Annotated in this window: 23 protein-coding genes; 6 read left to right on the forward strand and 17 right to left on the reverse strand. The window is 42.3% G+C overall.

What is annotated here, in order from left to right; genetic code table 11:
• Positions 1-2 precede the first annotated feature (2 nt).
• The 5 genes from CRO04_RS17460 to CRO04_RS17480 all read right to left on the reverse strand — a co-directional run bounded on the left by CRO04_RS17460 (position 3) and on the right by CRO04_RS17480 (position 3,220).
• A complete protein-coding gene (locus CRO04_RS17460) occupies positions 3-215 on the reverse strand; it encodes a hypothetical protein (protein WP_097005525.1) in 213 nt (70 codons plus the stop codon).
• A 76-nt stretch (positions 216-291) separates the two neighbouring features.
• Positions 292-1,347, reverse strand: a complete 1,056-nt coding sequence (locus CRO04_RS17465; RefSeq protein WP_097005526.1) for a DUF5688 family protein — start codon at positions 1,345-1,347, stop codon at positions 292-294.
• A 331-nt stretch (positions 1,348-1,678) separates the two neighbouring features.
• A complete protein-coding gene (locus CRO04_RS17470) occupies positions 1,679-2,428 on the reverse strand; it encodes a DNA/RNA nuclease SfsA (protein ID WP_207654468.1) in 750 nt (249 codons plus the stop codon).
• A gap of 3 nt (positions 2,429-2,431) precedes the next feature.
• Complete coding sequence (locus CRO04_RS17475) at positions 2,432-2,770, reverse strand: cupin domain-containing protein (RefSeq protein WP_166432602.1); 339 nt, start codon at positions 2,768-2,770, stop codon at positions 2,432-2,434.
• Positions 2,771-3,220, reverse strand: coding sequence for a flavin reductase (locus CRO04_RS17480; protein WP_097005527.1), 450 nt, complete (start codon positions 3,218-3,220; stop codon positions 2,771-2,773). It abuts the gene before it with no gap.
• Between the two features lie 133 nt (positions 3,221-3,353).
• On the opposite strand from CRO04_RS17480, the gene CRO04_RS17485 reads away from it, so the two are divergent.
• Entirely contained in the window at positions 3,354-3,890 is a 537-nt protein-coding gene (locus CRO04_RS17485) for a TetR/AcrR family transcriptional regulator (RefSeq protein ID WP_097005528.1), read from the forward strand.
• A gap of 256 nt (positions 3,891-4,146) precedes the next feature.
• Here the strand turns inward: CRO04_RS17485 and CRO04_RS17490 are convergent, their stop codons facing one another.
• The 9 genes from CRO04_RS17490 to CRO04_RS17530 form a co-directional block, all read right to left on the reverse strand.
• Positions 4,147-5,349 (reverse strand): IS110 family transposase, encoded by a 1,203-nt coding sequence (locus tag CRO04_RS17490; protein ID WP_097005529.1) that lies wholly within the window; start codon positions 5,347-5,349, stop codon positions 4,147-4,149.
• 357 nt (positions 5,350-5,706) lie between these two features.
• Complete coding sequence (locus CRO04_RS17495; protein ID WP_097005530.1) at positions 5,707-6,630, reverse strand: radical SAM mobile pair protein B; 924 nt, start codon at positions 6,628-6,630, stop codon at positions 5,707-5,709.
• Entirely contained in the window at positions 6,606-7,304 is a 699-nt protein-coding gene (locus CRO04_RS17500) for a radical SAM mobile pair protein A (protein WP_097005531.1), read from the reverse strand. Before CRO04_RS17500 ends, CRO04_RS17495 begins: the two co-directional genes overlap by 25 nt.
• On the reverse strand, positions 7,301-7,738 hold the full coding sequence (locus CRO04_RS17505; protein ID WP_097005532.1) for a radical SAM mobile pair system MarR family transcriptional regulator: 438 nt from the start codon (positions 7,736-7,738) through the stop codon (positions 7,301-7,303). Before CRO04_RS17505 ends, CRO04_RS17500 begins: the two co-directional genes overlap by 4 nt.
• A gap of 132 nt (positions 7,739-7,870) precedes the next feature.
• The gene (locus CRO04_RS17510) at positions 7,871-8,179 is read right to left on the reverse strand and encodes a hypothetical protein (RefSeq protein WP_097005533.1); all 309 of its coding nucleotides are present in this window, start codon (positions 8,177-8,179) and stop codon (positions 7,871-7,873) included.
• Entirely contained in the window at positions 8,179-8,451 is a 273-nt protein-coding gene (locus CRO04_RS17515; RefSeq protein ID WP_097005534.1) for a helix-turn-helix domain-containing protein, read from the reverse strand. The genes CRO04_RS17510 and CRO04_RS17515 overlap by 1 nt, the downstream gene beginning before the upstream one ends.
• 171 nt (positions 8,452-8,622) lie before the next feature.
• Positions 8,623-8,958 (reverse strand): helix-turn-helix transcriptional regulator, encoded by a 336-nt coding sequence (locus CRO04_RS17520; RefSeq protein WP_097005535.1) that lies wholly within the window; start codon positions 8,956-8,958, stop codon positions 8,623-8,625.
• 323 nt (positions 8,959-9,281) lie between these two features.
• Positions 9,282-11,915 (reverse strand): pyruvate, phosphate dikinase, encoded by a 2,634-nt coding sequence (gene ppdK / locus CRO04_RS17525; protein ID WP_097005536.1) that lies wholly within the window; start codon positions 11,913-11,915, stop codon positions 9,282-9,284.
• A 225-nt stretch (positions 11,916-12,140) separates the two neighbouring features.
• Entirely contained in the window at positions 12,141-13,454 is a 1,314-nt protein-coding gene (locus tag CRO04_RS17530) for an MATE family efflux transporter (protein ID WP_097005537.1), read from the reverse strand.
• Positions 13,455-13,692: 238 nt separating this feature from the next.
• Between CRO04_RS17530 and CRO04_RS17535 the strand changes: the two genes are divergently transcribed.
• The 5 genes from CRO04_RS17535 (at position 13,693) to CRO04_RS17555 (ending at position 19,214) form a co-directional block, all read left to right on the forward strand.
• Positions 13,693-14,868 carry a BMP family lipoprotein gene (locus CRO04_RS17535; RefSeq protein WP_097005538.1) on the forward strand — a complete coding sequence of 392 codons (1,176 nt, stop codon included), beginning with the start codon at positions 13,693-13,695 and terminating at the stop codon, positions 14,866-14,868.
• A gap of 161 nt (positions 14,869-15,029) precedes the next feature.
• The gene (locus CRO04_RS17540) at positions 15,030-16,565 is read left to right on the forward strand and encodes an ABC transporter ATP-binding protein (protein WP_097005631.1); all 1,536 of its coding nucleotides are present in this window, start codon (positions 15,030-15,032) and stop codon (positions 16,563-16,565) included.
• Positions 16,562-17,671, forward strand: coding sequence for an ABC transporter permease (locus tag CRO04_RS17545; RefSeq protein WP_097005539.1), 1,110 nt, complete (start codon positions 16,562-16,564; stop codon positions 17,669-17,671). Before CRO04_RS17540 ends, CRO04_RS17545 begins: the two co-directional genes overlap by 4 nt.
• Complete coding sequence (locus tag CRO04_RS17550; RefSeq protein WP_097005540.1) at positions 17,668-18,621, forward strand: ABC transporter permease; 954 nt, start codon at positions 17,668-17,670, stop codon at positions 18,619-18,621. The genes CRO04_RS17545 and CRO04_RS17550 overlap by 4 nt, the downstream gene beginning before the upstream one ends.
• Before the next feature lie 128 nt (positions 18,622-18,749).
• The gene (locus CRO04_RS17555; RefSeq protein WP_097005541.1) at positions 18,750-19,214 is read left to right on the forward strand and encodes a cupin domain-containing protein; all 465 of its coding nucleotides are present in this window, start codon (positions 18,750-18,752) and stop codon (positions 19,212-19,214) included.
• Positions 19,215-19,271: 57 nt separating this feature from the next.
• Here the strand turns inward: CRO04_RS17555 and CRO04_RS17560 are convergent, their stop codons facing one another.
• The 3 genes from CRO04_RS17560 to recO are packed head-to-tail and all read right to left on the reverse strand — an operon-like array spanning position 19,272 to position 22,023.
• A complete protein-coding gene (locus CRO04_RS17560) occupies positions 19,272-20,660 on the reverse strand; it encodes a glycine--tRNA ligase (RefSeq protein WP_097005542.1) in 1,389 nt (462 codons plus the stop codon).
• Between the two features lie 14 nt (positions 20,661-20,674).
• A complete protein-coding gene (locus CRO04_RS17565) occupies positions 20,675-21,304 on the reverse strand; it encodes a hypothetical protein (protein WP_097005543.1) in 630 nt (209 codons plus the stop codon).
• A 53-nt stretch (positions 21,305-21,357) separates the two neighbouring features.
• Positions 21,358-22,023: a DNA repair protein RecO gene (gene recO / locus CRO04_RS17570; RefSeq protein ID WP_097005544.1), complete on the reverse strand. Its 666-nt coding sequence runs from the start codon at positions 22,021-22,023 to the stop codon at positions 21,358-21,360.
• Between the last annotated feature and the right edge of the window lie 8 nt (positions 22,024-22,031).

Consider the following 22,031-nt stretch of genomic DNA (forward strand, 5'->3'; position numbering starts at 1 on the left):
CTTTAGGCATTACCTGTAGCAACACTGTTACTTCTGCTGTCAGCAACAAGATTCTTATAGCAGGGAAAGCAAAATGATCTTCCATTACCGTAAGGGCAAGGATTACTGCAATTGCAAGGTGTAACTGGGCCAAGCTTAGGTGCTACACTGTGAGGCACTCTTGAAATGCCATTCTTATTAAAGTTCTTCTGAACTCTCATATATTTCTTACTCATCTTAGATATCTCCTTTCGCCATTGAAAAAGGCCTCCCTAAAAATAGGGAAGCCTCTCTCTTACTTATTGATGGAGCTTATAAAGAAGTCTCATGCTTCTTGGTTGCAGCCTTTGTTGCTGCATCCTTAGCCGGATCTTTCTTTGCAATCTCCTGTTTCTTTTCTTTAAGATCTCCAAGGACCGAATCCTTATCAGGTGCATCATGTTCAGCCTCACGCTGACGTTCCTCATACTTATCAGCCAGCTCAAAAATATGATTCTGACTGTCGTAATGATAAACATGATCCGTAAGCTGATCTGCAGGCTCAACCTGAGTAGCATTGACCTCTTTGACCATGTTTTCCAGCTCCTTGGCTGTCATCTGGCCATTGTCCTTTACAAGCAACACCTCATGGATACTGCTTGGGAGAACGAAGAAGTCACCGCCCATCTTCTGAGCTGCATCCTCCATGAAATTCGGATATGCGATAACACCGGCTCCATGAATCTTATCCGGAACTGTAGCAACAAACATCTGCTCATCTTCCGGTGCAACCTCAGGAATCATGCCAGGTGCAAGTTCACTCATCACTTCAGACATACCTCTGATCTCAGATGGTCTGATTTCAGGTGCATTCTCCATGGCATCAGCGCGAAGCTGCTCTTTGGTAATGCCATACTGATCAAGCAACTGATTAGTAACAAGGATTGTCCCGTTACCGGAATCTGTCTGATCAAGCACAAAGCGATAAACAACCGCCATATCCTCCATTCTTTCATGAGGTACGCTTTCAAGAAGTTCTGCATTCTTCTCTGCAGATACCACTTCCATAGAAAGCTTGCTCTTCATCTGCTCATAATCAGAAAGCGACTCCAAATCTACCTGAGGGGATTCACGGAATCCTTTCTCTACTGCATCAGCAAAATGCTCTGCAATCTCAGGGATTGGCGTTCCATTCTCATAAGCAGCAAACGCCTTTTCAACGCTGATGTTTACTCCAATAGAACTGTCCGTAGGTCTTACTGTGATAGCATCATAGCTTTCATTCATCTTATCTACTCTTCGAGCAGTAAGTTCAACATCAGCTCCTCTAACAGCTAGTTCAGCCTTTAAGGCATCCTGGAAACCTTCTTTGAAACGTTCATAATCCATATTCAATTTTCTCCTTTTCTTTGACAGTTTTAATAGAAACACCGGCGCGCGCTTTCCGGTTTCGGGTAACAAAAAAAGCGCCGCACACGACCTTGAGGGTTTGGTCATGTGGACGCTTAAATCTGCTTCCTATTCTTCTGCAAAAGAAAAACAAGTGAGTGGCTTTTGTTTACCTCTCACTTGTCTATGATAATAATAGCACCGTTAAATCTATAAGAAAAGTGCTAATGTCGGTCGAGACGAGACAAAACGAGTCAAAACGAGACAATGTCGGTCAAGAACTCAACAAACAGGAAGTTGCCAGCTGATTTTCATATTCCGTGAAAGAATATTAATATTTCAACAGATCATCCGTTGTGTTTGTTATGCCAATAAGTTTTACCCCTTTAGGGGAAAATTTCAGATCAACATTCCAGCACTCCACGCCTTTTCCAACAGCCTCACGCATCACCGCTGATACTTCTTCAAAATTTGTGCTATGAAGATGCGGCTTTATTTCAGTAGGCTCATACTGATGCACTGTCAGCAGGATTGCCCTCTCATGATTTTTAAGTGACCCTGCCAGTTCCTTCACGTGTTTTACCATTCTATCTGTGGAAGAAAACGGCGTTACCTTCTTTGTCTTGACCTTATCGCCATATTTCACGTTGATTGTTGTAAGAGGCGTTTTTACTTCAAGGTAAGTGCTCCCCACAAGAAAATCCAATTTTGAAATACCAAGAAAGACCTCCCGCTTCACTTCATCGTAATCGGATACCATATTATCCAACTGATGCGTACTCAGCAGAAACTCTACGATCTTGTTTGAAAGAATCAGGTTAATTCCCACCCATTTCTTATCCTTCTCATCAGGATTGTCCATCGAAACTGCTTCTACTGTATATTTAAGTTTTCTCTTTGGGTCATCGCTCACGGAAACAAGACAATGAAGACCGGCCACATCTACGTCTCCAATCCTGGTCGTGGCGGGACAATGACATTTTTCTTCCCGGCCATCAATCAGCACATTCATGGTAAACTGCGAATTGCGCTTTATGATGACCGCCTCTTTCAGTTCTTTGTTAAATATATATTCCAGCAATTATCAAACCTCCACAGACTTCGGAACAACCGTAAATATCACAAGATCCTCATCACCGTCATTTATGATACTGTGATTCTGGCCGTTCCTGCAGTAATGGCATGTTCCGGGAGTCAGTTCTTCCTCTTCCCCGTTACAGATTGCTTTGCCATGCCCGCTTATCACATAATTAATATCGGCGCTTCCATTATGTGTATGCATCCCAATGGAACTGCCCGGATGAATGCGGCAGTAGACCATCCTGTTTTCAGCATCCGCATACATCCTTGATGACATAGTGCCGGTTCCATCATTCATGCCCGGACAGGTAATCTCCTGCATAGAATTAAAGTCAAGCAGCATTTACATACCTCCAAGATCGGCAATATGAAGAGCCGGAACATCATTTTCTTTTCCGGAAAGCATCTCAAGGCAAACCATATTTGCCGTATCCACGCCTTCAATCTTCACTCTCTTTATCACACGGCACTTGATTGCAGTTCTTGCGTTGTCAATCAGGATAGCTCCATCATCCTCTGTGTAGGATATACTCGCAAGCTTATCCACAGTATCCGAATGCTTCTCCATATCACCCAAAGTAAAGCAGACCATCTGCTGTCCATTTGCAAGATTTGAGAAGCCAACAATATCGCCTTCTTCTATGGCGTTCCCTGTACTGCTCTGTCCACCGACTGCGCACAGGATGTAATCAGCAGAAATCTGTGTAGCCCATGCAACACACATTCCATAGCGCTTTCCATTCTTTTTCATTGCCAATACATTTACATTATGATCGATTGCTTTGATATCCATCTTATTTCCTCCTACGGTTGACTTTATGCAACATTTGTTGCATAATCAAGATATCACAAACAAAAAACCATTTCAACACTTCAAGTACTAGGTGCAACAAAGCCAAATAAATTGTTGCTTAACAGGAGGCGCTATGAAACATAAAAATGTTACCAACGAAATGATAAGGGATTATGTCGTGGAAGCCCTGCTTATTCTCATGCATACAAAAGATTACAACAGTATCACCATCGGTCAGATCACGGAAAAAGCAGGAGTGAACCGATCCACATATTATCGTAACTTTGACTCCAAGGAGGATATCATCCGCCGCTTCTATGCCAGGCTACTCGAAAAGAGCCTCGACAGTATTGATGAGAATGTCAAAGCATCCATGCGAAGCTATCTAAGAGTCCATTTCAACACTTTTTATGAGAAAAAGAATGAACTGCTTCTCATCCATAAAGCAGGGCTTTCTTATCTTCTCCTTGATGTACTTAACATGATCTTCATAGACAAGCAGCATCTGGAGCATGATTTCATCAAAGAGATTTCCGTATATTATCATACCGGCGGAATCTTTAATTCTTTTATTCTCTGGTTTGAAAAAGGAATGTCGATTTCCCCAGATGACTTTGCCAGCATCTGTGCGGAAATCTATCCAAGTGAGAAAAAGCCCATGCTTCTCTAAAATCGATCAATATCATCCTGAGATGCCATTTTTGTTGAAGTTTTTCTGAACTCTAATATATTTCTTACTCATCTTAGATACCTTCTTTGAATAGTGAATAGTTACTGCTCAAAATGAGCACAAAAACCTGCTAAGAAAAGTCAAGCGTAAAATTGCTTTTCCCAGCAGGTTTTCTTTTTGCCCTATTCTTATTATTTTTGTGCACACTAAAAAGGCTGACTTTTATCAGCCAATAATAAGCTATATTTTCTACTTTTTATGCTTTGTAAACTTCGCTTACACGAGCATAGTAAATTCGCAGAAACTTATTTAGTCCTGCTATCTTAGCCTGACGTTTAGATTTCCCTTCGGCCTCTTTCTTTAGAATAAACCGGTATACCGCATCATCCTCTGGAGCTTTGTGCGTTTTTAAAACTCTCATTGTCTCATAACCAATCTTGCGCAGTAGCTTTGAACCACGTTTGCTAATCTTTCGATTAGTTCCCACAAATTGGCCGGACTCATATGGCGGTGCATCTATACCTGCAAATGCAATAAGCGCCTTACCACTATGAAATCTTCTTATATCGCCTATCTCCGCAATCAGTTTAGGTGCCAAGACATCCCCAACACCTCCCATCGCTCGTACAGTTTCATATTCAGGAAGTGTCTTTGCCAGTTCTTTCATTCGTGTTATTATCTTTAGTAAGGTACTGTCGATTTCTCGAAGTACCCTTACTGCTTCCAATACTAGCATTTTGGTCGATGGGGTATTGGCAGGCAATGTTGGGATACCATCAGATGCAAGATCATAAAGCGTAGCTGCTTTTGTTCGATTCTGGTGGTATTTCTTTTCGGCAGCCCAGGAAATATAGTCCTCAATAAAGTCTTCTTTGGTCATCGCCGTTATATTATCGAAATGCCAGTACCTCTCTACGAAATCACTTAGTTTGTCCTTCCCGTTGCTCTCATTCCAACTGTTAAACTCCTTCTTTACTCCTGGCATTGTATAATCCAGCATATGCGTTAATTCAAGCAGTGCCTTTACGTGAAGCTCCATGTAATGGCAATACTGCCTTCCCAAAAGCTTTAGTTCTGAGTACACATCGTCACTTCCTTGATGGTTTTCCAAGCGATACCAGTTATCAATTCCATAGTTCGCGATAGTGATTGAATCCTGCTTATCGGTCTTTACCCTTCTAAGTCCTCTGGATGCATACTCCTTCATTTCAAAAGGATTGATCACAGCCACAAAAAAGTTCTGGTCTTGAAGCGCTGACAACATTGGCAAATGATATATGCCGGTTGCCTCCATAACTATACGAATTTCTCCATCCAGCCGCTGAATCATTTGAATCAGATTATTCAACTCACTCTCTGTGTGCCTTACCTCAAATGGGCTTGCGACAATCTCTCCATAAGGTTTCAGTATACACACTGTACTTTTTCCCTTTGAAACATCAATACCTACGCTGATCATACATAACCTCCTATACTTGAATTAGTAATTGTTTACCACCCACACTTATTACCATTCATTTTAGTTGGTTACACGGGAGCTTATCCCTACCTGCTTAAGCGAATACTTATAATAAGGGGTTGGTTGACAGTTTTTGTTGCCGGATGTGATAATCCAAAAAGCAGCTCGCCATACCAATTACTCCCCTTATTATAAAAAAATAAGTGCAGATGTCAGAGTTAATTACTCTCTAACAACTACACTTTTATGGTACTAAAAAGCAGCTATCTCGATTGAGATAACTGCTATGTAACGTTCAATATTCAATTAGGTCGACAAATTTGAATTTGTGCGATTAACTTCCGGTTTATTCTTCCATCAAGGATTATGTATTACATTTCTCTTTCCACTATTGGCAGTTCCTCTTACTTCTTCGTGGTAAAAGTAATCTACGATTGTTGGATGTCCTTTTTCTACTCTCTCATACGGAGTTTCATTATCAACAAACCTGCAATCATACTTTTTAGCCAGCTCTTCTGCTTTCTTTTCCAGCGCTTCAAAATAGCTGCGGTTCTTTTTGTTATAAATTTCGTCATACAGCGGCACCAGATCCGGATGTTTATCGGAAATGTATTTCATGATATCTGCCTTAAAACCTCCGCGAAGATTCAGATTCTCAAGCCATATAAGGTCACACTGATCTTTTGTCCTGTCTATGATTGCTTCTATATCCGTAATCCCCGGGAACACGGGTGAAATGAAGCAAATTGTACGAATGCCTGCCGCATATACCTCTTTCATTGCAGCAAGCCTTCTTTCTATGCTTACTGCCGCATCCATATCATCTTTAAACTCTTCATCGAGAGTATTGATTGACCATGATACTGTAAGTCTGTTATTTTCATTGATCTCTTTTAGCAGATCCAGATCTCTTAGTACAAGGTCTGACTTTGTGCAGATAAGTATGTCCGCACCACTGTCCTTTAGTTCTTCCAAAAGTCTTCTTGTATTTTTATATGTTTCCTCTAGCGGATTATAACCATCCGTAACTGTTCCAATGATCACCTTCTGGCCGGCATACTTCTTTGGATTCTTTATTTCAGGCCAGTCTTTCACATCCATGAAGGTTCCCCATTCCTCCGTATGCCCTGTAAAGCGTTTCATAAAAGATGCGTAGCAGTATTTACAGGCATGGGGACACCCCACATAGGGATTCACCGAATATCCTCCAATAGGAGTATTCGATTTTGTCATTACACTTTTTGTTTCTATATGATTTACTTTGATTTCTGCTTGTTCCATATTCTCTGTTCCTCCAGCACTTTGTTAAAAGCATCCGGCATTTCCTGTATCATTTCTTCTCCCATAATCGGAACAAGATCTTCTTTCCAGAATACAGGAATGTTCAGTTCATGAGCCTGTTCTGTCAATGAATAAACCCACACGGGATCTGTTTTAACAGTCCTGCTCTTTGCACCTGTCATGGTTCCCACCACAATCCAGTCAATGCCTGTAAGATCAACCTTACCCGGATCATCGAACAAAGGCTCAAAGGTAACGTGATATTTTTTTGCCTTCACATTGCTCCGCAGTGCATCAATACGCCATAACTCAGACTTTCTCGTAACTGTGACGCCAAACCATGCATTATCAAGATCTGTTTCAAAAGACAGAAGATCCGGTCGTTTGGTAAGAAAAAGAAACTGGTGCTGAGGATTCTCTGCTATCTTTTTAAAGACTTCCTCTCTCCATTCCTCATGCCAGCCCGAGAGATCGCTCATACCGGTCAGCAGAAAATTCTGCGGCTTTTTCTTTTCCATCATACGAAGCTTTCCTTGAAAAAACTGTGGCTTTTCAAAATCATCTATGATGTGATAACGCCTCGTATTGTTTCTGGCATAGCAGTATGGACATCCTACATTGCACCCAATTACAAGATTCATGTTCTGAATCTGATCTTTAATACAAATACTCATTTGTCACTCCATTCCTCAAGGTTTACCCTGATGCGGTTAAGATACTCTTCAAACTGAATAATCTCTTTATCCGTAAAATCGCGATAATAAATATTCCCCATCTCATTGGATACGGAGTCATAAGCTCCTTTAAGTTCTTTGGCTTTATCTGTGAGGAACAGAAGAGTTTTTCTCTTATCAGCTTCATCAGTTTTGCGGCTTATCAGTCCGTTTTTTTCCATCCGCTCAAGCATGGTTGTAAGTGAAGTAATTGCAAGTCCGCTTTTCTCGGAAATAATTTTAATAGGAACACCATCTTCCTGCCATAAGACATAAAGAATCCTTCCCTGAGCTCCGTTAAATGCATCAATGTTTTTTTCTGCCAGTATCCTTTCAAATATACGATCACCCAGCTGTTTTATTTTTGTAACAAGAAATCCACCATTTGTCTTCATAATTAAATACTCCTATATCGTAGTTTTATACTACGATATAGGAGTATTTTTGTCAAGCACACATATCATAACTTCCAATTTCTCAAAATAAGCACTTTTTCGTGCTGCTTCTTATCTTAATGCACTATAGCTTTATATTCTTGCTAATAATTCCTTTAAGCAACCAATCCCTTCAGCTCCCCATAGAGTTAATGCCTGAGGAACCACTGCAACAAGAATACCTACAATAAGTCCTTGCCATCCAAGAGAAGCAGATCCATTAATAAATGAACAAATACCACCAATCACAAAGAAAACACCCAGCACCCAGCATACAAGATTTGCTAGGCCACCGATAAAACCAATTGCAAGCATCAGCAATGTAAGAACTGCTTGTACAGGTAATAATGCTATTCTAAGGATAACTCTTAAAACTGTTCCAATACCATACAATACTGTCATTATAGGTTCCCCCTTTCCTTCTCCATCTTAACTTTATAAGCAATCAATCGAAGAACATAATCTGGAGCCTGTCTACGTCCCAGCTCCCATTCTTGCATTGTTCGATAAGGAATTCCAAGCCAATCAGAAAAGTCTTTACGATTCATACCAGCTTGTTCTCTAATAGCCTTAAACTGATATGCTATAAGTCTACGTTCACGATCAGCATCATCCTTATCTATATGTTCTACTTCAATTTCAATGCCTTCAACATTGTAGATTTCTTTCTTCATAGCCGCCTCCTTTATGTAGTCAATGCGTATATCTCTATCTAAATTATAATGTAGTCAATGCGTATATCTCTATCTAAATTATAATGTAGTCATTGCGTATATGTCAACTTAAAAAATACCCGCAAAGCAGGTGTAATCTGCAATGCGGGCATCCTGAGTCTTATTTAGTTTTTAAAGCACTCCTTCAACCTTACGCTTTATTACCCAATAAACATCTTCAATATCACGATCAGATAATTTCTCAAGTAATTTAAAGAACGAACTGTACTTAGCTGCAAGTCTCTGCTCTTCACCGGCTTCTGTAAACTCTAGGAACAGTAATTCTCTTACATCAACTTCATAAATACGAGAGAACTGTGCAAGTTCATCAGCAGATAAATTTCTCTGTGCCGCTTCAATCTGACTGATAGCTCTCTTATTCAACTTCATAAGACTAGCTGCTTCATCCTGTGACAATCCTGCTCTCACACGTGCTTCTTTAAGCTTCTTAGCTGTAAATTCCGACATTTTTAAACCTCCTTCAAAGTTTCGATTTTCGAAACAAAATCAAAAATGGGTCATTTTTCGTGTTACGATTTTCGAAACAAATGCTTCGAATTTTTGTCGAATGCAGTCAACAATTTCTTGTGTCTAGCTCTCATTACAGCCTGGTTGAAATTATTCTTAAGTAAAAAAATATAGGGTGTCTAAGCAGACACCCTATACTAGGAATAGCTTTATTTCAAGCTTTTCTGGGTAATGGAAAGTATTTTCCGGATGATAAATCCTCATACTTTGCTTCATGAAATCTTTGGAGATTTCAAAAGTTCCCAAAAAACAGCTTGCATCTTTTACTGACGTGACTCGGCGATAGCTGCCTGTGCTGCTGCCAGTCTTGCAATCGGCACACGGAACGGGGAGCAGGATACATAGTCAAGACCAATCTTATGGCAGAATTCAACGGAAGAAGGATCTCCGCCGTGCTCGCCGCAGATACCTACATGCATATCAGGACGTACTCCTTTGCCTAACTTAATTGCAGTCTCCATCAGCTTGCCTACGCCGGTCTGGTCCAGCTTTGCAAATGGATCACTCTCGAAGATCTTGGTATCGTAGTAGGCATTTAAGAACTTGCCTGCATCATCACGGGAGAAACCATAGGTCATCTGAGTTAAGTCATTGGTTCCAAAGCAGAAGAATTCTGCATCTTTTGCAATATCATCTGCAGTCAGTGCTGCTCTCGGAATCTCAATCATGGTTCCTACCTGATATGTTAATTTGCTGCCTGCTGCTGCAATCTCTGCATCTGCAGTCTCAACAACAATCTTCTTCACAAATCTTAATTCCTTCTCATCACAGATCAGAGGAATCATGATTTCAGGACATACATTCCAGTCCGGATGTGCCTTCTGAACGTTGATTGCAGCGCGTATCACTGCTTTTGTCTGCATTTTTGCAATCTCCGGATAAGTGACAGCAAGACGGCATCCTCTGTGTCCCATCATCGGGTTGAACTCGCGAAGAGAATCAATGATTGTCTTGATCTGCTCCACAGTCTTGCCCTGTGTTTCAGCCAGCTTTTTAATATCCTCTTCCTCTGTAGGTACAAACTCATGAAGAGGCGGATCTAAGAAGCGGATTGTAACAGGATTTCCTTCCAGTGCCTCGTAGAGAGCCTCAAAATCACCCTGCTGTACCGGAAGAATTTTCTCCAGTGCTGCTTCTCTTTCCTGAACCGTATCGGAACAGATCATCTCGCGGAATGCGTCGATTCTGTCTCCTTCAAAGAACATGTGCTCGGTACGGCAAAGACCGATTCCCTCTGCACCAAGCTCTCTGGCCTTCTTTGCATCAGAAGGTGTATCTGCATTGGTTCTTACTTTCAGTTTTCTATATTTGTCAGCCCATGCCATGATTCTTCCGAACTCTCCGGCAATAGCTGCGTCTACTGTAGGAATAATTCCATCGTAGATCCGTCCGGTAGATCCATCCAGAGAGATCCAGTCTCCTTCATGGTATTCCTTACCTGCAAGAACAAACTTTTTCGCTGCTTCATTCATGGCTATCTCTGAACAACCAGATACGCAGCAGGTTCCCATTCCTCTTGCAACTACCGCTGCATGAGAGGTCATTCCTCCTCTTACAGTCAGAATACCCTGAGCAGCCTTCATACCTTCAATATCTTCAGGAGAGGTTTCCAAACGGACTAAAACCACTTTTTCGCCTCGTTCCTTCCATGCTTTCGCATCATCTGCAGTAAATACAATCTTACCGCAGGCAGCACCCGGAGATGCGGCCAGTGCTTTTCCAACCGGCTCTGTCTTCTTTAATACTTCTGCATCAAATTGAGGATGAAGCAGAGTATCCAAGTTTCTCGGGTCAATCATCTTAACTGCCTTTTCCTCTGTGATCATAAACTCGTCAACTAAATCACAGGCAATCTTTAAAGCAGCTTTTGCTGTTCTTTTGCCGTTACGGGTCTGAAGCATATAAAGTTTCTTATCTTCGATGGTAAACTCCATATCCTGCATATCTTTGTAATGATCTTCCAGAATACTGCAAATGCCTACAAATTTGTGATATACTTCCGGCATAATCTCTTTTAACTGTTCGATCTTCTGCGGAGTTCTCACACCGGCAACTACATCTTCTCCCTGGGCATTCATTAAGAATTCTCCCATCAGATGTTTTTCACCAGTCGCAGGATCACGGGTGAATGCCACACCGGTACCCGAGGTTTCTCCCATGTTTCCAAATGCCATCATCTGAACGTTAACAGCGGTTCCCCAGGAGTAAGGAATATCGTTGTCACGGCGGTAAATGTTCGCTCTTGGGTTGTCCCAGGAACGGAATACGGCTTTGATCGCCTCCATTAACTGTTCTTTGGGATCAGTCGGGAAATCGGAACCGATTTTTTTCTTATACTCTTCTTTAAACTGTACTGCAAGCTGTTTTAGATCTTCTGCAGTCAGGTCCACATCCTGGGTCACGCCCTTCTTTTCCTTCATCTCATCAATCAGTTCTTCGAAGTACTTCTTTCCCACTTCCATAACTACATCAGAGAACATCTGGATAAACCTTCTGTAGCAGTCCCATGCCCAGCGGGGATTACCAGATTTTTCAGCAAGCACTTCCACCACCTGCTCATTTAATCCGAGATTTAAGATCGTATCCATCATGCCTGGCATGGATGCCCTGGCTCCGGAACGAACGGAGACCAGAAGTGGATTTTCATTATCACCAAACTTTTTGCCGGTGATTTTCTCCATCTTTTCGATATGATCCATGATCTGCCCCATAATCTCGTCATTAATCGTTTTCCCATCTTCATAATACTGAGTACATGCCTCAGTCGTAATCGTAAACCCCTGCGGAACCGGCAGACCTAAATTGGTCATCTCTGCCAGGTTTGCCCCTTTGCCACCTAACAGGTTTTTCATATCTGCACTACCCTCAGTGAACAAATAAACCCATTTTCTTGCCATAAGTAAAATCCTCCTCAAAATGTGTAAATTATGCTGCTCCCCCGCGCTTTCCATTGCGGAAAAGCCCTGAAAGTATTATAGCACAATTAAAGGGGTAGTAAAGAGGTTTTCATTGATTATTTAAAGTAATTTTCTCTTTTTTAAATACAATTGCATTGAAAGCACTTACAAAGTCTGTCTTTTTCCGATATGCGATTTTCGTTCGTATATACGAAACTTCATTCGTCAAGAGTCCTGTTTCTTCAACATAATTCGACATACCACAAGGGTCAGTGCTTCTGTCACAGGCATAACTGCCCAGACTCCGGTGATTCCCATGAAAGCGGGAAAAAGGAAAACCAGAAAGCTGTTTAATACAATCCCCCGAAGCAGGCAGATTTTCAGTGCAGCCGCAGGTTTCATGACTGACTGGAACCAGGTCGTGTATAACACATTCATACCCATTGCGGCAAAGGACAGGAAGTAAATTCTTACTGCTGGGACCGCCATAGCCAGAATTTCCGGATCGGGCTTTACAAACGCTTCTGTCACCAGCGCTGGAACCAGAAGTCCTGTCACTGCAAACACAGCTCCGGATATAAGGGCTGTTCTCTCTGCCAGCTGCCTCACTTTTGTTAACCTCTCCTTTTTACCTGCACCGAAATTCGTTGCCAGGATTGGCTGGACTGCCTGGGATATCCCGTTATTGACAGATGATGCAATATAGGAACTGTTGGATATAATTCCGTAAACCACCACTCCCAGCTCTCCGGCTATGGAAAGAATCTGGCGGTTAAAAAGGAACGTGACAACCCCATTGCACATATCCAGCAAAAAGCTGGAAATTCCGTTTTTTACCACTTCCGCCGCCTGTCCAATCTGTGCTCCTGCAACAAATCGCAGGGTATTTTCTTTTGAAACCAGGTGCGTCAGCAGAATTACAAGCGTTAGGGCTGAACCTGTCACTGTGGCAGCCGCAGCCCCTGCCATACCCATCTTCATGGAAAATATCAGAATATAATCCAGGATAATATTAAAAACTCCCCCGGATACCACAGCAGTCATAGCAATTTTGGGAGCTTTGTCATTGCGCACAAATACCTGATAAAAAGAAGAAAATAAAAAAGCCGGAGCACCGGATATCAATATTCTTCCATACTCCTCCACATAAGGAGCCATTGTTTCATTACTTCCTAAAAACCTGGTGACAGGTGTGAAAAATACTTGTCCCAAAACTGTATAAACCGCACTCATCACTACAGCCATAAGAAATGCAGACGTATAATACTGATTTGCTGCTAAATCATTCATTTTCCCTTTTGATACTGATAAGAGAATTCCTCCTCCTGCTCCAAACAGCATACCGGTGGCAAAAAACAGACTGAACAGGGGCAGCAGTATATTTAAAGCGGCAATTCCAATGGCCCCCACACCCCTTCCAATCATCAGAGTGTCAGCTAATATATAGATTGATGTGACCATTGTTGCACTAATTGATGGAAGTAAGTATCTTGCAAATAATTTATTCACAGGATCTTCTAGTAAATTTACTTGTTTCATAATTAAGTCTCCTCGTATCATTCTTAAAATAGTTTAACATAATTTAATTAAATAACAAGGAAAAGAAGGAAAGAGCCTGTTAACATTTAAAAGTAAAATCATTTCCTTTAAAATAACTGATATTTTTATCTTAGTTTTTCATCAAAATATCATCGATTAAGATTGTTTCCATTGCCAAAATATGATACATTAAAGGTATCTCTGAAAATCTATTAATAACAGGAGGAAAAATAGAATTATGAAGAAAAGAGCTCTCGCATTAGCTATGGCAGTCATGATGGCTGCAACACTCAGCGCATGTGGTTCTTCCAACTCCGGAACCGCCACAACAGCAGCCTCTTCCGCAGAAACCACCACTGCAGCAGAAAAAACTGCAGAAACCACAGGTGCAACTTCTGTAAAGTCTGATTCATCAGACGGATATGAACTGGCGCTGGTTACCGACCTTGGTACTATTGATGACAAATCATTTAACCAGGGTGCGTGGGAAGGTATGAAAAAGTACGCAGAGGAGAACAAGATTTCCTACAAGTACTATCAGCCTCAGGAGGGTACCACAGATTCTTATTTAGAAACCATTGGCCTTGCGATTGAAGGCGGTGCCAAATTAGTTGTATGCCCTGGCTACTTATTTGAAGAGCCGGTATTCCTTGCACAGGATCAGTATAAGGATGTACACTTCATTCTTCTTGACGGAGTTCCACACAACGCAGATTATTCTGAATATAGGACAGAATCCAATGTTATGCCTATCCTGTTCCAGGAGGACGAGCCCGGTTTCTTAGCCGGTTATGCTGCAGTAAAAGACGGCAATACAAAGCTTGGCTTCTTAGGCGGTATGGCAGTTCCTGCAGTAATCCGTTATGGTTACGGATTTGCTGAAGGTGCAGACTACGCTGCGAAAGAAATGGGCATTGATAACGTTGAAATTATGTACAACTATACCGGTGCTTTCGCTGCTACTCCGGAAGCACAGTCCATGGCTGCCTCCTGGTATCAGAACGGAACAGAAGTTATCTTTGGCTGCGGTGGTGCTGTAGGTAACTCTGTTATGGCTGCTGCTCAGGAAAAGGGCAAAAAAGTAATCGGTGTTGACGTAGACCAGAGCTTTGAATCCGATACAGTCATCACATCTGCCATGAAACAGCTTTCCGTTTCTGTATACGATGGTGTGAAAGATTTCTATGACAACAAGTTCCCAGGCGGCGAGACAAGTGTCTTCTCAGCTAAGAATGATGGAATTGGTCTTCCTATGGAAACTTCCAAATTTACCAAATTTACCAAAGATGATTACTCAAAAATTCTCGGTGAATTAAAGGATGGCAAGGTAACCCTGGTACAGCCGTCTGAGGATAATAACGATCCAACCAAAGACTTAAAGCTTGAAAAAACAAAAATTAACTTTGTAGAATAATCCGAAGAGGTAACTCTTCGGGGACATAACAAGGAAAGGAGATGCCGTTTGATTCACCAGTCATATCAGATCTGGTCTCTTACGGCATCTTCTTTTTGATTCAGAACTTTATTAACCTGGTACCGGGTCCCAGAGATAGGTACCGAAGTAAGGGGGATTTTATGGACTACATTATTGAGATGCTTCATATCACAAAAGAATTTCCCGGTATCATTGCCAATGATGACATTACACTTCAGCTGAAAAAAGGCGAGATACATGCCCTCCTCGGAGAAAACGGAGCAGGAAAATCCACTCTCATGAGCGTTTTATTCGGATTATACCAGCCTGAAAAAGGTACGATACGGGTTCGTGGTAACGAAGAAAAAATCACAGGTCCGCTGGATGCCAATGCACTTGGTATCGGCATGGTGCACCAGCATTTTAAGCTGGTAGAGAATTTCACAGTTTTACAAAATATCGTACTTGGTATGGAAACAACCAGACATGGATTTTTAAAAATGGATGATTCCCGAAAAAAAGTTATGGAATTAAGCGAACAGTACAAACTGTTTGTGGATCCGGATGCATTGATTTCTGATATTACTGTTGGTATGCAGCAAAGGGTTGAGATCTTAAAAATGCTGTACCGTGACAATGAAATCATGATATTTGATGAACCTACGGCAGTTTTGACTCCTCAGGAAATCGATGAACTGATGCAGATCATGCGGGATCTTGTAAAGGAAGGAAAATCCATTCTGTTCATCACTCATAAGCTCAATGAAATCAAGGCGGTTGCAGACCGCTGTTCCGTTCTGCGCCGCGGTAAATATATTGGAACTGTAGATGTGGCAGATACCTCCAGGGAAGAGATGTCAGAGATGATGGTGGGCCGTAAGGTCAATTTAACCATTCAGAAAAAAGCATCTGAGCCTGGCGAAGTAGTTTTAGAGGTAAACGGCTTATCCGTAGAAGCGAAACGGGAAGGACAGACCAAAAAGCTGGTTCATGATGTCTCCTTTCAGGTAAGAAGAGGTGAAATCGTCTGTATTGCCGGAATCGACGGCAACGGGCAGACAGAACTGATCCATGCAATCACCGGCCTATCCGATCCAAATTCCGGTTCTGTTTTAATAAACGGAGAAGATATGACAAAAAAAAGTATCCGGTATAAAAACACCCATGGACTCTCCCACATACCGGAGGACCGCCACAAACATGGTCTGGTACTGGAATACAACCTGGCATACAATCTGGTTCTCCAGCAGTACTTCGATAAGGAATTCCAGAGCGGTTCATTTTTAAAGAATGACCAGATCTTTGATTACGCACAGAAGCTGATTGAAAATTATGATATCCGAAGCAGTGAGGGGACCTTTACCACTACGCGCAGCATGTCCGGCGGCAATCAGCAAAAGGCAATCGTTGCCAGGGAGATCTCAAAGGCACCGGACATTCTTCTTGCAGTACAGCCTACCAGAGGACTGGATGTTGGCGCCATTGAATACATTCACAACCAGCTGGTAAAGCAGCGTGATGCAGGTGCCGCAATCTTACTGGTATCACTTGAATTGGATGAAGTTATGAATTTAAGCGACCGTATTTTAGTCATGTATGAAGGAGGCATTGTAGCCGACTTAGATCCGCAGAACATTACAGTTCAGGAATTAGGTCTTTATATGGCAGGCGCTAAGAAAGAAGGTGGCAGACAATGAAACCGAAACAGATCAAAGATCATACAGGTATCGTCTCTTCCGTTTTCGCCATTATTCTGGGTCTGATTGTGGGACTGATTATCCTGTTTCTGTGTAACAGAGAGCAGGCGCTTCCGGGGTTTGCTACCATATTAACAGGAGCCTTTACCCACGGTTCAAAGGGGATCGGCCAGGTATTTTATTATGCGACCCCGATTATTCTCACCGGTCTTTCCGTAGGATTCGCATTTAAAACCGGTCTCTTTAACATCGGTACTCCCGGTCAGTTTATCATGGGAGGCTTTGGAGCCGTATACGTGGGCATTCTCTGGACCTCACTGGGGCCGGTTCACTGGATAGCAGCCCTTGCTGCAAGTGTGATTCTGGGCGCATTGTGGGGACTGGTACCTGGAATTTTAAAGGCTTACTACAACGTGAATGAAGTAATTGCCTCTATTATGATGAATTATATCGGTATGTATCTGGTAAACTGGATTACCAAAAGCTACAAACCGCTGTTTAACAATCTGCGGAATGAATCAAAGAACGTGGCTGCTACTGCCAATATTCCAAAGATGGGTCTGGATAAGATTTTCCAGGGCTCCAGTGTCAACGGCGGAATTATAATCGCCATACTGGTTGTCATTCTCATCTGGGTTGTTTTAAATAAAACCACATTCGGCTACGAATTAAAGGCTGTAGGCTTTAACCGGGATGCCAGCAAATATGCCGGTATTAATGAAAAAAGAAGCATTATACTTTCCATGGTGATTGCAGGAGCCATTGCAGGTCTTGCAGGCGGACTTCTGTTTCTTGCAGGTACAGGAAAACATATTGAAATTAAAGATGTGCTTCCTTCGGAAGGCTTTACTGGTATTTCCGTCGCACTCCTTGGTCTGAATAATCCCATAGGGGTTCTGTTCTCCGGTATTTTTATTGCATATCTGACAGCAGGCGGCTTTTATTTACAGTTGTTTGAATTTTCAACGGAAATTATTGATATAATCGTTGCAGTTATCATTTACTTCAGTGCTTTTGCCCTGATGGTTAAGATTATTATGTCAAAGTTAGTGAGCCAGAAAAATACAAACTCAAACGAAACGGAGAAAGGAGGCACGAAATCATGAGTGTTATTTATTTCATTTTTCAGCAGACCATGTATTTCATGATTCCTCTCATGATCGTTGCCCTTGGAGCCATGTTTTCGGAACGCAGCGGTATTATCAATATCGCGCTGGAAGGTATTATGACCATGGGCGCTTTTACTGGAATTCTGTTTTTAAATTTAACCGGGAATAACATGAGCGGCCAGCTTCAGCTGACTGCCGCCATCTTAATTTCCATGGGAACGGGAATGATATTCTCTCTGTTCCATGCTTACGCCTCCATCAATATGAAATCAAACCAGGTAATCAGCGGTACTGCCTTAAACATGTTCGCTCCTGCTTTTGCAATCTTTGTAGCCCGTGTCATTCAGGGGGTACAGCAGGTTCCGTTTAACAACACCTTCCGCATTGTCTCAGTCCCGGTTTTAGGAAGTATCCCTTTTATCGGACCACTTTTATTTCAGAATACCTATATTACCACATACGTTGGTATCATCATCTTTCTTTTATCTGCAGTCGTTCTGTACCGGACCCGATTCGGTTTAAGACTTCGTGCATGCGGGGAACATCCTCAGGCAGCAGATTCCGCAGGAATTAACGTTTACCGTATGCAGTATGCGGGCGTTATGATTTCAGGAGCGTTAGGCGGTCTGGGAGGCCTGGTATTTGTTGTTCCCACTTCCACCAACTTTAATGCTGATGTAGCAGGATACGGTTTCCTGGCTTTGGCGGTATTAATCTTCGGTCAGTGGAAACCGGTGAATATTATGCTGTGCTCTCTTTTCTTCGGACTGATGAAGGCGATCGCTTCCTCCTATTCCGGAATTCCTCTATTAAGCGCTCTGGGGATTCCAAGCTACTTCTACAAAATGATACCTTATATCATTACATTAATTGTACTGGTCTTTACCTCAAAGAATTCCCAGGCTCCAAAAGCGGAAGGAATTCCTTACGACAAAGGACAGAGATAACGAATATGCCGCAGGACCGGGATCCAACTGGATTTCCGCCTGCGGCATTTATGTTTTCCTTTTAGAGTCACTGATAAAAAAATACTGCCATATAATACAATACAGAATACGAAAAGAGTGATCTCATAATGTCTGACTGTGATTCCTTTTGCAATGTCATCTGCCACAACCGCTCCTATAATTCCTGGGATGTGACTGATTACGGTCCTTTTCCTCTCATTCTTAATATCCGCGATGAAACATTAAGAAATCCCTCCTTCCGGACAACAAGATGGACCGGAGAACATATGCAGCTTACTTTAATGAGTATTCCTGTGGATTATGAAATTGGTGCGGAGATTCATCCCAATGAGGATCAGTATTTGTGTGTGATAGACGGTGATGGAATTATTTATATGGGAGACAGTCCATATAATCTTTTTTACTCCCACTCACTGGACAATGGCTGTGCGGTTTTAATTCCTGCCAGTACCTGGCATAATCTGATTAATACCGGAGACCGTCCTCTGAAACTCTATTGTATCTACGCTCCGGTTGTCCATCAGCCGGAAACCGTGCACTGGACCAAACGAGAATCTGATATGGAAAAGTAAATTCAAAAGGTGCAGGAAAAGGCATCAGCCCCTTACCTGCACCCTGATCTTCAGTTATTAAAAACAGAATTTATCTTCGAAATAGCTCTTAAGTTCTGCAATAGGAACTCTGACCTGATCCATGGTATCACGGTCACGGACGGTGACTGCGTGATCTTCTTCTGAATCAAAGTCATAGGTAATACAGAATGGTGTACCGATCTCATCCTGTCTTCTGTAACGTTTTCCAATATTTCCCCTGTCATCAAATTCACAGTTATAGTATCTGCGCAGCTCGTCAAATACTTTCTCTGCACCTTCATTTAATTTCTTGGACAATGGAAGGACCCCAATCTTAACCGGAGCAATTGCCGGATGGAAATGGAGAACTGTACGCACATCGCCTTCTGCAATCTCTTCCTCATCGTAAGCAGCGCATAGGAAGGCAAGTGTCACGCGGTCAGCTCCCAGAGACGGTTCTATTACGTATGGAATATAACGTTCCTTTTTCTCGTCGTCAAAATAAGTCAAGTCCTGACCAGAGGTATTCTGGTGCTGGGTCAAGTCATAATCGGTTCTGTCAGCAATTCCCCATAATTCCCCCCAGCCGAAGGGGAATAAAAATTCTATATCAGAGGTTGCCTTGCTATAGAAGGAAAGTTCTTCCTTTTCATGATCTCTGACACGCATTTCATCATCTTTGATGCCTAAGTTCTTTAACCAGCTGATGCAGAACTCTTTCCAATAAGCAAACCACTCTAAATCGGTATCCGGTTCACAGAAGAACTCCAGCTCCATCTGTTCAAATTCTCTGGTACGGAAGGTAAAGTTTCCAGGTGTAATCTCATTACGGAAGGACTTACCAATCTGTCCGATTCCAAATGGGATTTTCTTACGGGAAGTTCTCTGGACATTCTTAAAGTTTACAAAGATACCCTGTGCTGTCTCTGGTCTTAAATAAACCGTGTTCTTCGCATCCTCGGTAACTCCCTGAAAAGTCTTGAACATTAAGTTGAACTGACGAATATCGGTAAAGTCATGTTTTTTGCAGCTTGGGCAGCAGATGTTTTTCTCATCGATGTATGTTTTCATCTCTTCCTGAGACCATGCGTCTACGGAACCTTCGATAGTAATTCCATGTTCACTCATGTAATCTTCGATCAGCTTATCTGCACGGAAACGCTCCTTACATGCCTTACAATCCATAAGGGGGTCGGAAAATCCGCCTAAATGGCCGGAAGCGATCCAGGTCTGGGAATTCATCAGGATTGCACAGTCCACTCCTACGTTATAGGGACTTTCCTGGATAAACTTCTGCCACCAGGCTTTCTTAACGTTATTCTTTAATTCTACTCCCAGATTGCCGTAATCCCAGGTATTTGCAAGACCTCCGTAAATTTCTGAGCCCGGATATACGAATCCTCTTGACTTTGCCAGTCCCACTATCTTTTCCATTGTCTTTTCCATGATCTTAACCTCTCTTATTTATAAATAATGTAGCTTTTTCCCTTTGTTGTCTGTACTGTATGTTTATCTTTTATTACCACATTGTCAGAGACAAACAGCAGCCTACCCTGGGTCTGTATGGTTACCGGATTTTCCGACGTCACTACTATCGCCTGGTTCTCTCCTCTTTTTGACAATGCTTTCCTGTCTGCTTTTTTCCCGTCTGAAGCTTTTATAAAAGCCGTTCCCTCTGATTCGCTCTGATCATAAACATCAGACAGTCTGCTGACTGCAATGGATTCCACCTGGTTTGCCTTATCCTCATACTGTGTTGTAAATCCAATCAGTGCGTCCGGGGAAGCATAATGAAACATCATCCTGGCTGTTCCGCTATCCAGAGTACAGGAATCTAAGGTTACCTGGTTTTGACCGTTTTCCCCGTTATACTTAGAAACTGCCTCTTCCAGAAATGATTTCAGTTCATCTGCGCTGTAATAATCCTGCTGCGCATAAGATTCCACCGTTGCAGTCTGAAAAGTTCCTTCTTCTGTTACAAAGATTCTGCTGCTCTCTGTATTCAGGGTACTGCTGCCGCCAATTCCAAGACAGCCTGTCATCATACCTGCTGCCAGCACAGCCGCCAGAACCGCTTTTAATTTTTTCATCCAAATTCCTCCTGCATTGGCACATATGAGAGCATTATATCAAATGCTGCCTGTCATTTCAATACTTTACTCCCCATCATAGTCTGCAAAATCTCCAGAGAATGAAACTCCCGGTCTACATACCGTTTTTTATTGATTTCCACACACCGGGAGAATTCCAAAAGTACCGGTTCCGTCAGGGTAAAGGTATATAAATGCTCCATGGGAGAAGCAATCACATACTCCCAGGCATAGTTTGCCGAATCACTGACCTGCCGGGGGGGCTGCTCCGTATATTCTCCGTTCAATACCATGGACTTAAGTTCGAATATCCGCTGTACCAGCTGATTATTTAGGGCAGGCTTTAAAAGAGCTCTTACTGACTGGTATAAAAGCTTTAAGAATCCGGTCCCGTCGATATTCTCCCTGGAATAGTAATCGGCAAATTCCAGAAAGTAGGAGCCATAGCAGGTGCATTCCATATCTGCTGCCAGCTCATCAAAATAATTGGAGATTTCCGCAGACTGGAGCGTATAGGAATCCCTGCCGGCATATAGGGAAAACTGACCAAAGGCGAAGGGCCTGGCCACCGCCATAAACGGATTGCCGGGTCTCCTCGCTCCTCTGGCAAATGCGGTGACCTTTCCTCTTTCCCTGGTCAGTATCACAAGACGTTTATCCATCTCTCCTACCGGAGATACCTTGATTACCATCCCCGTCAGTTTTTCTGTTTCCCTCAATGTTAACC

The sequence above is a fragment of the Lacrimispora amygdalina genome (genome assembly GCF_900205965.1).
Taxonomy (GTDB): domain Bacteria; phylum Bacillota; class Clostridia; order Lachnospirales; family Lachnospiraceae; genus Lacrimispora; species Lacrimispora amygdalina_A.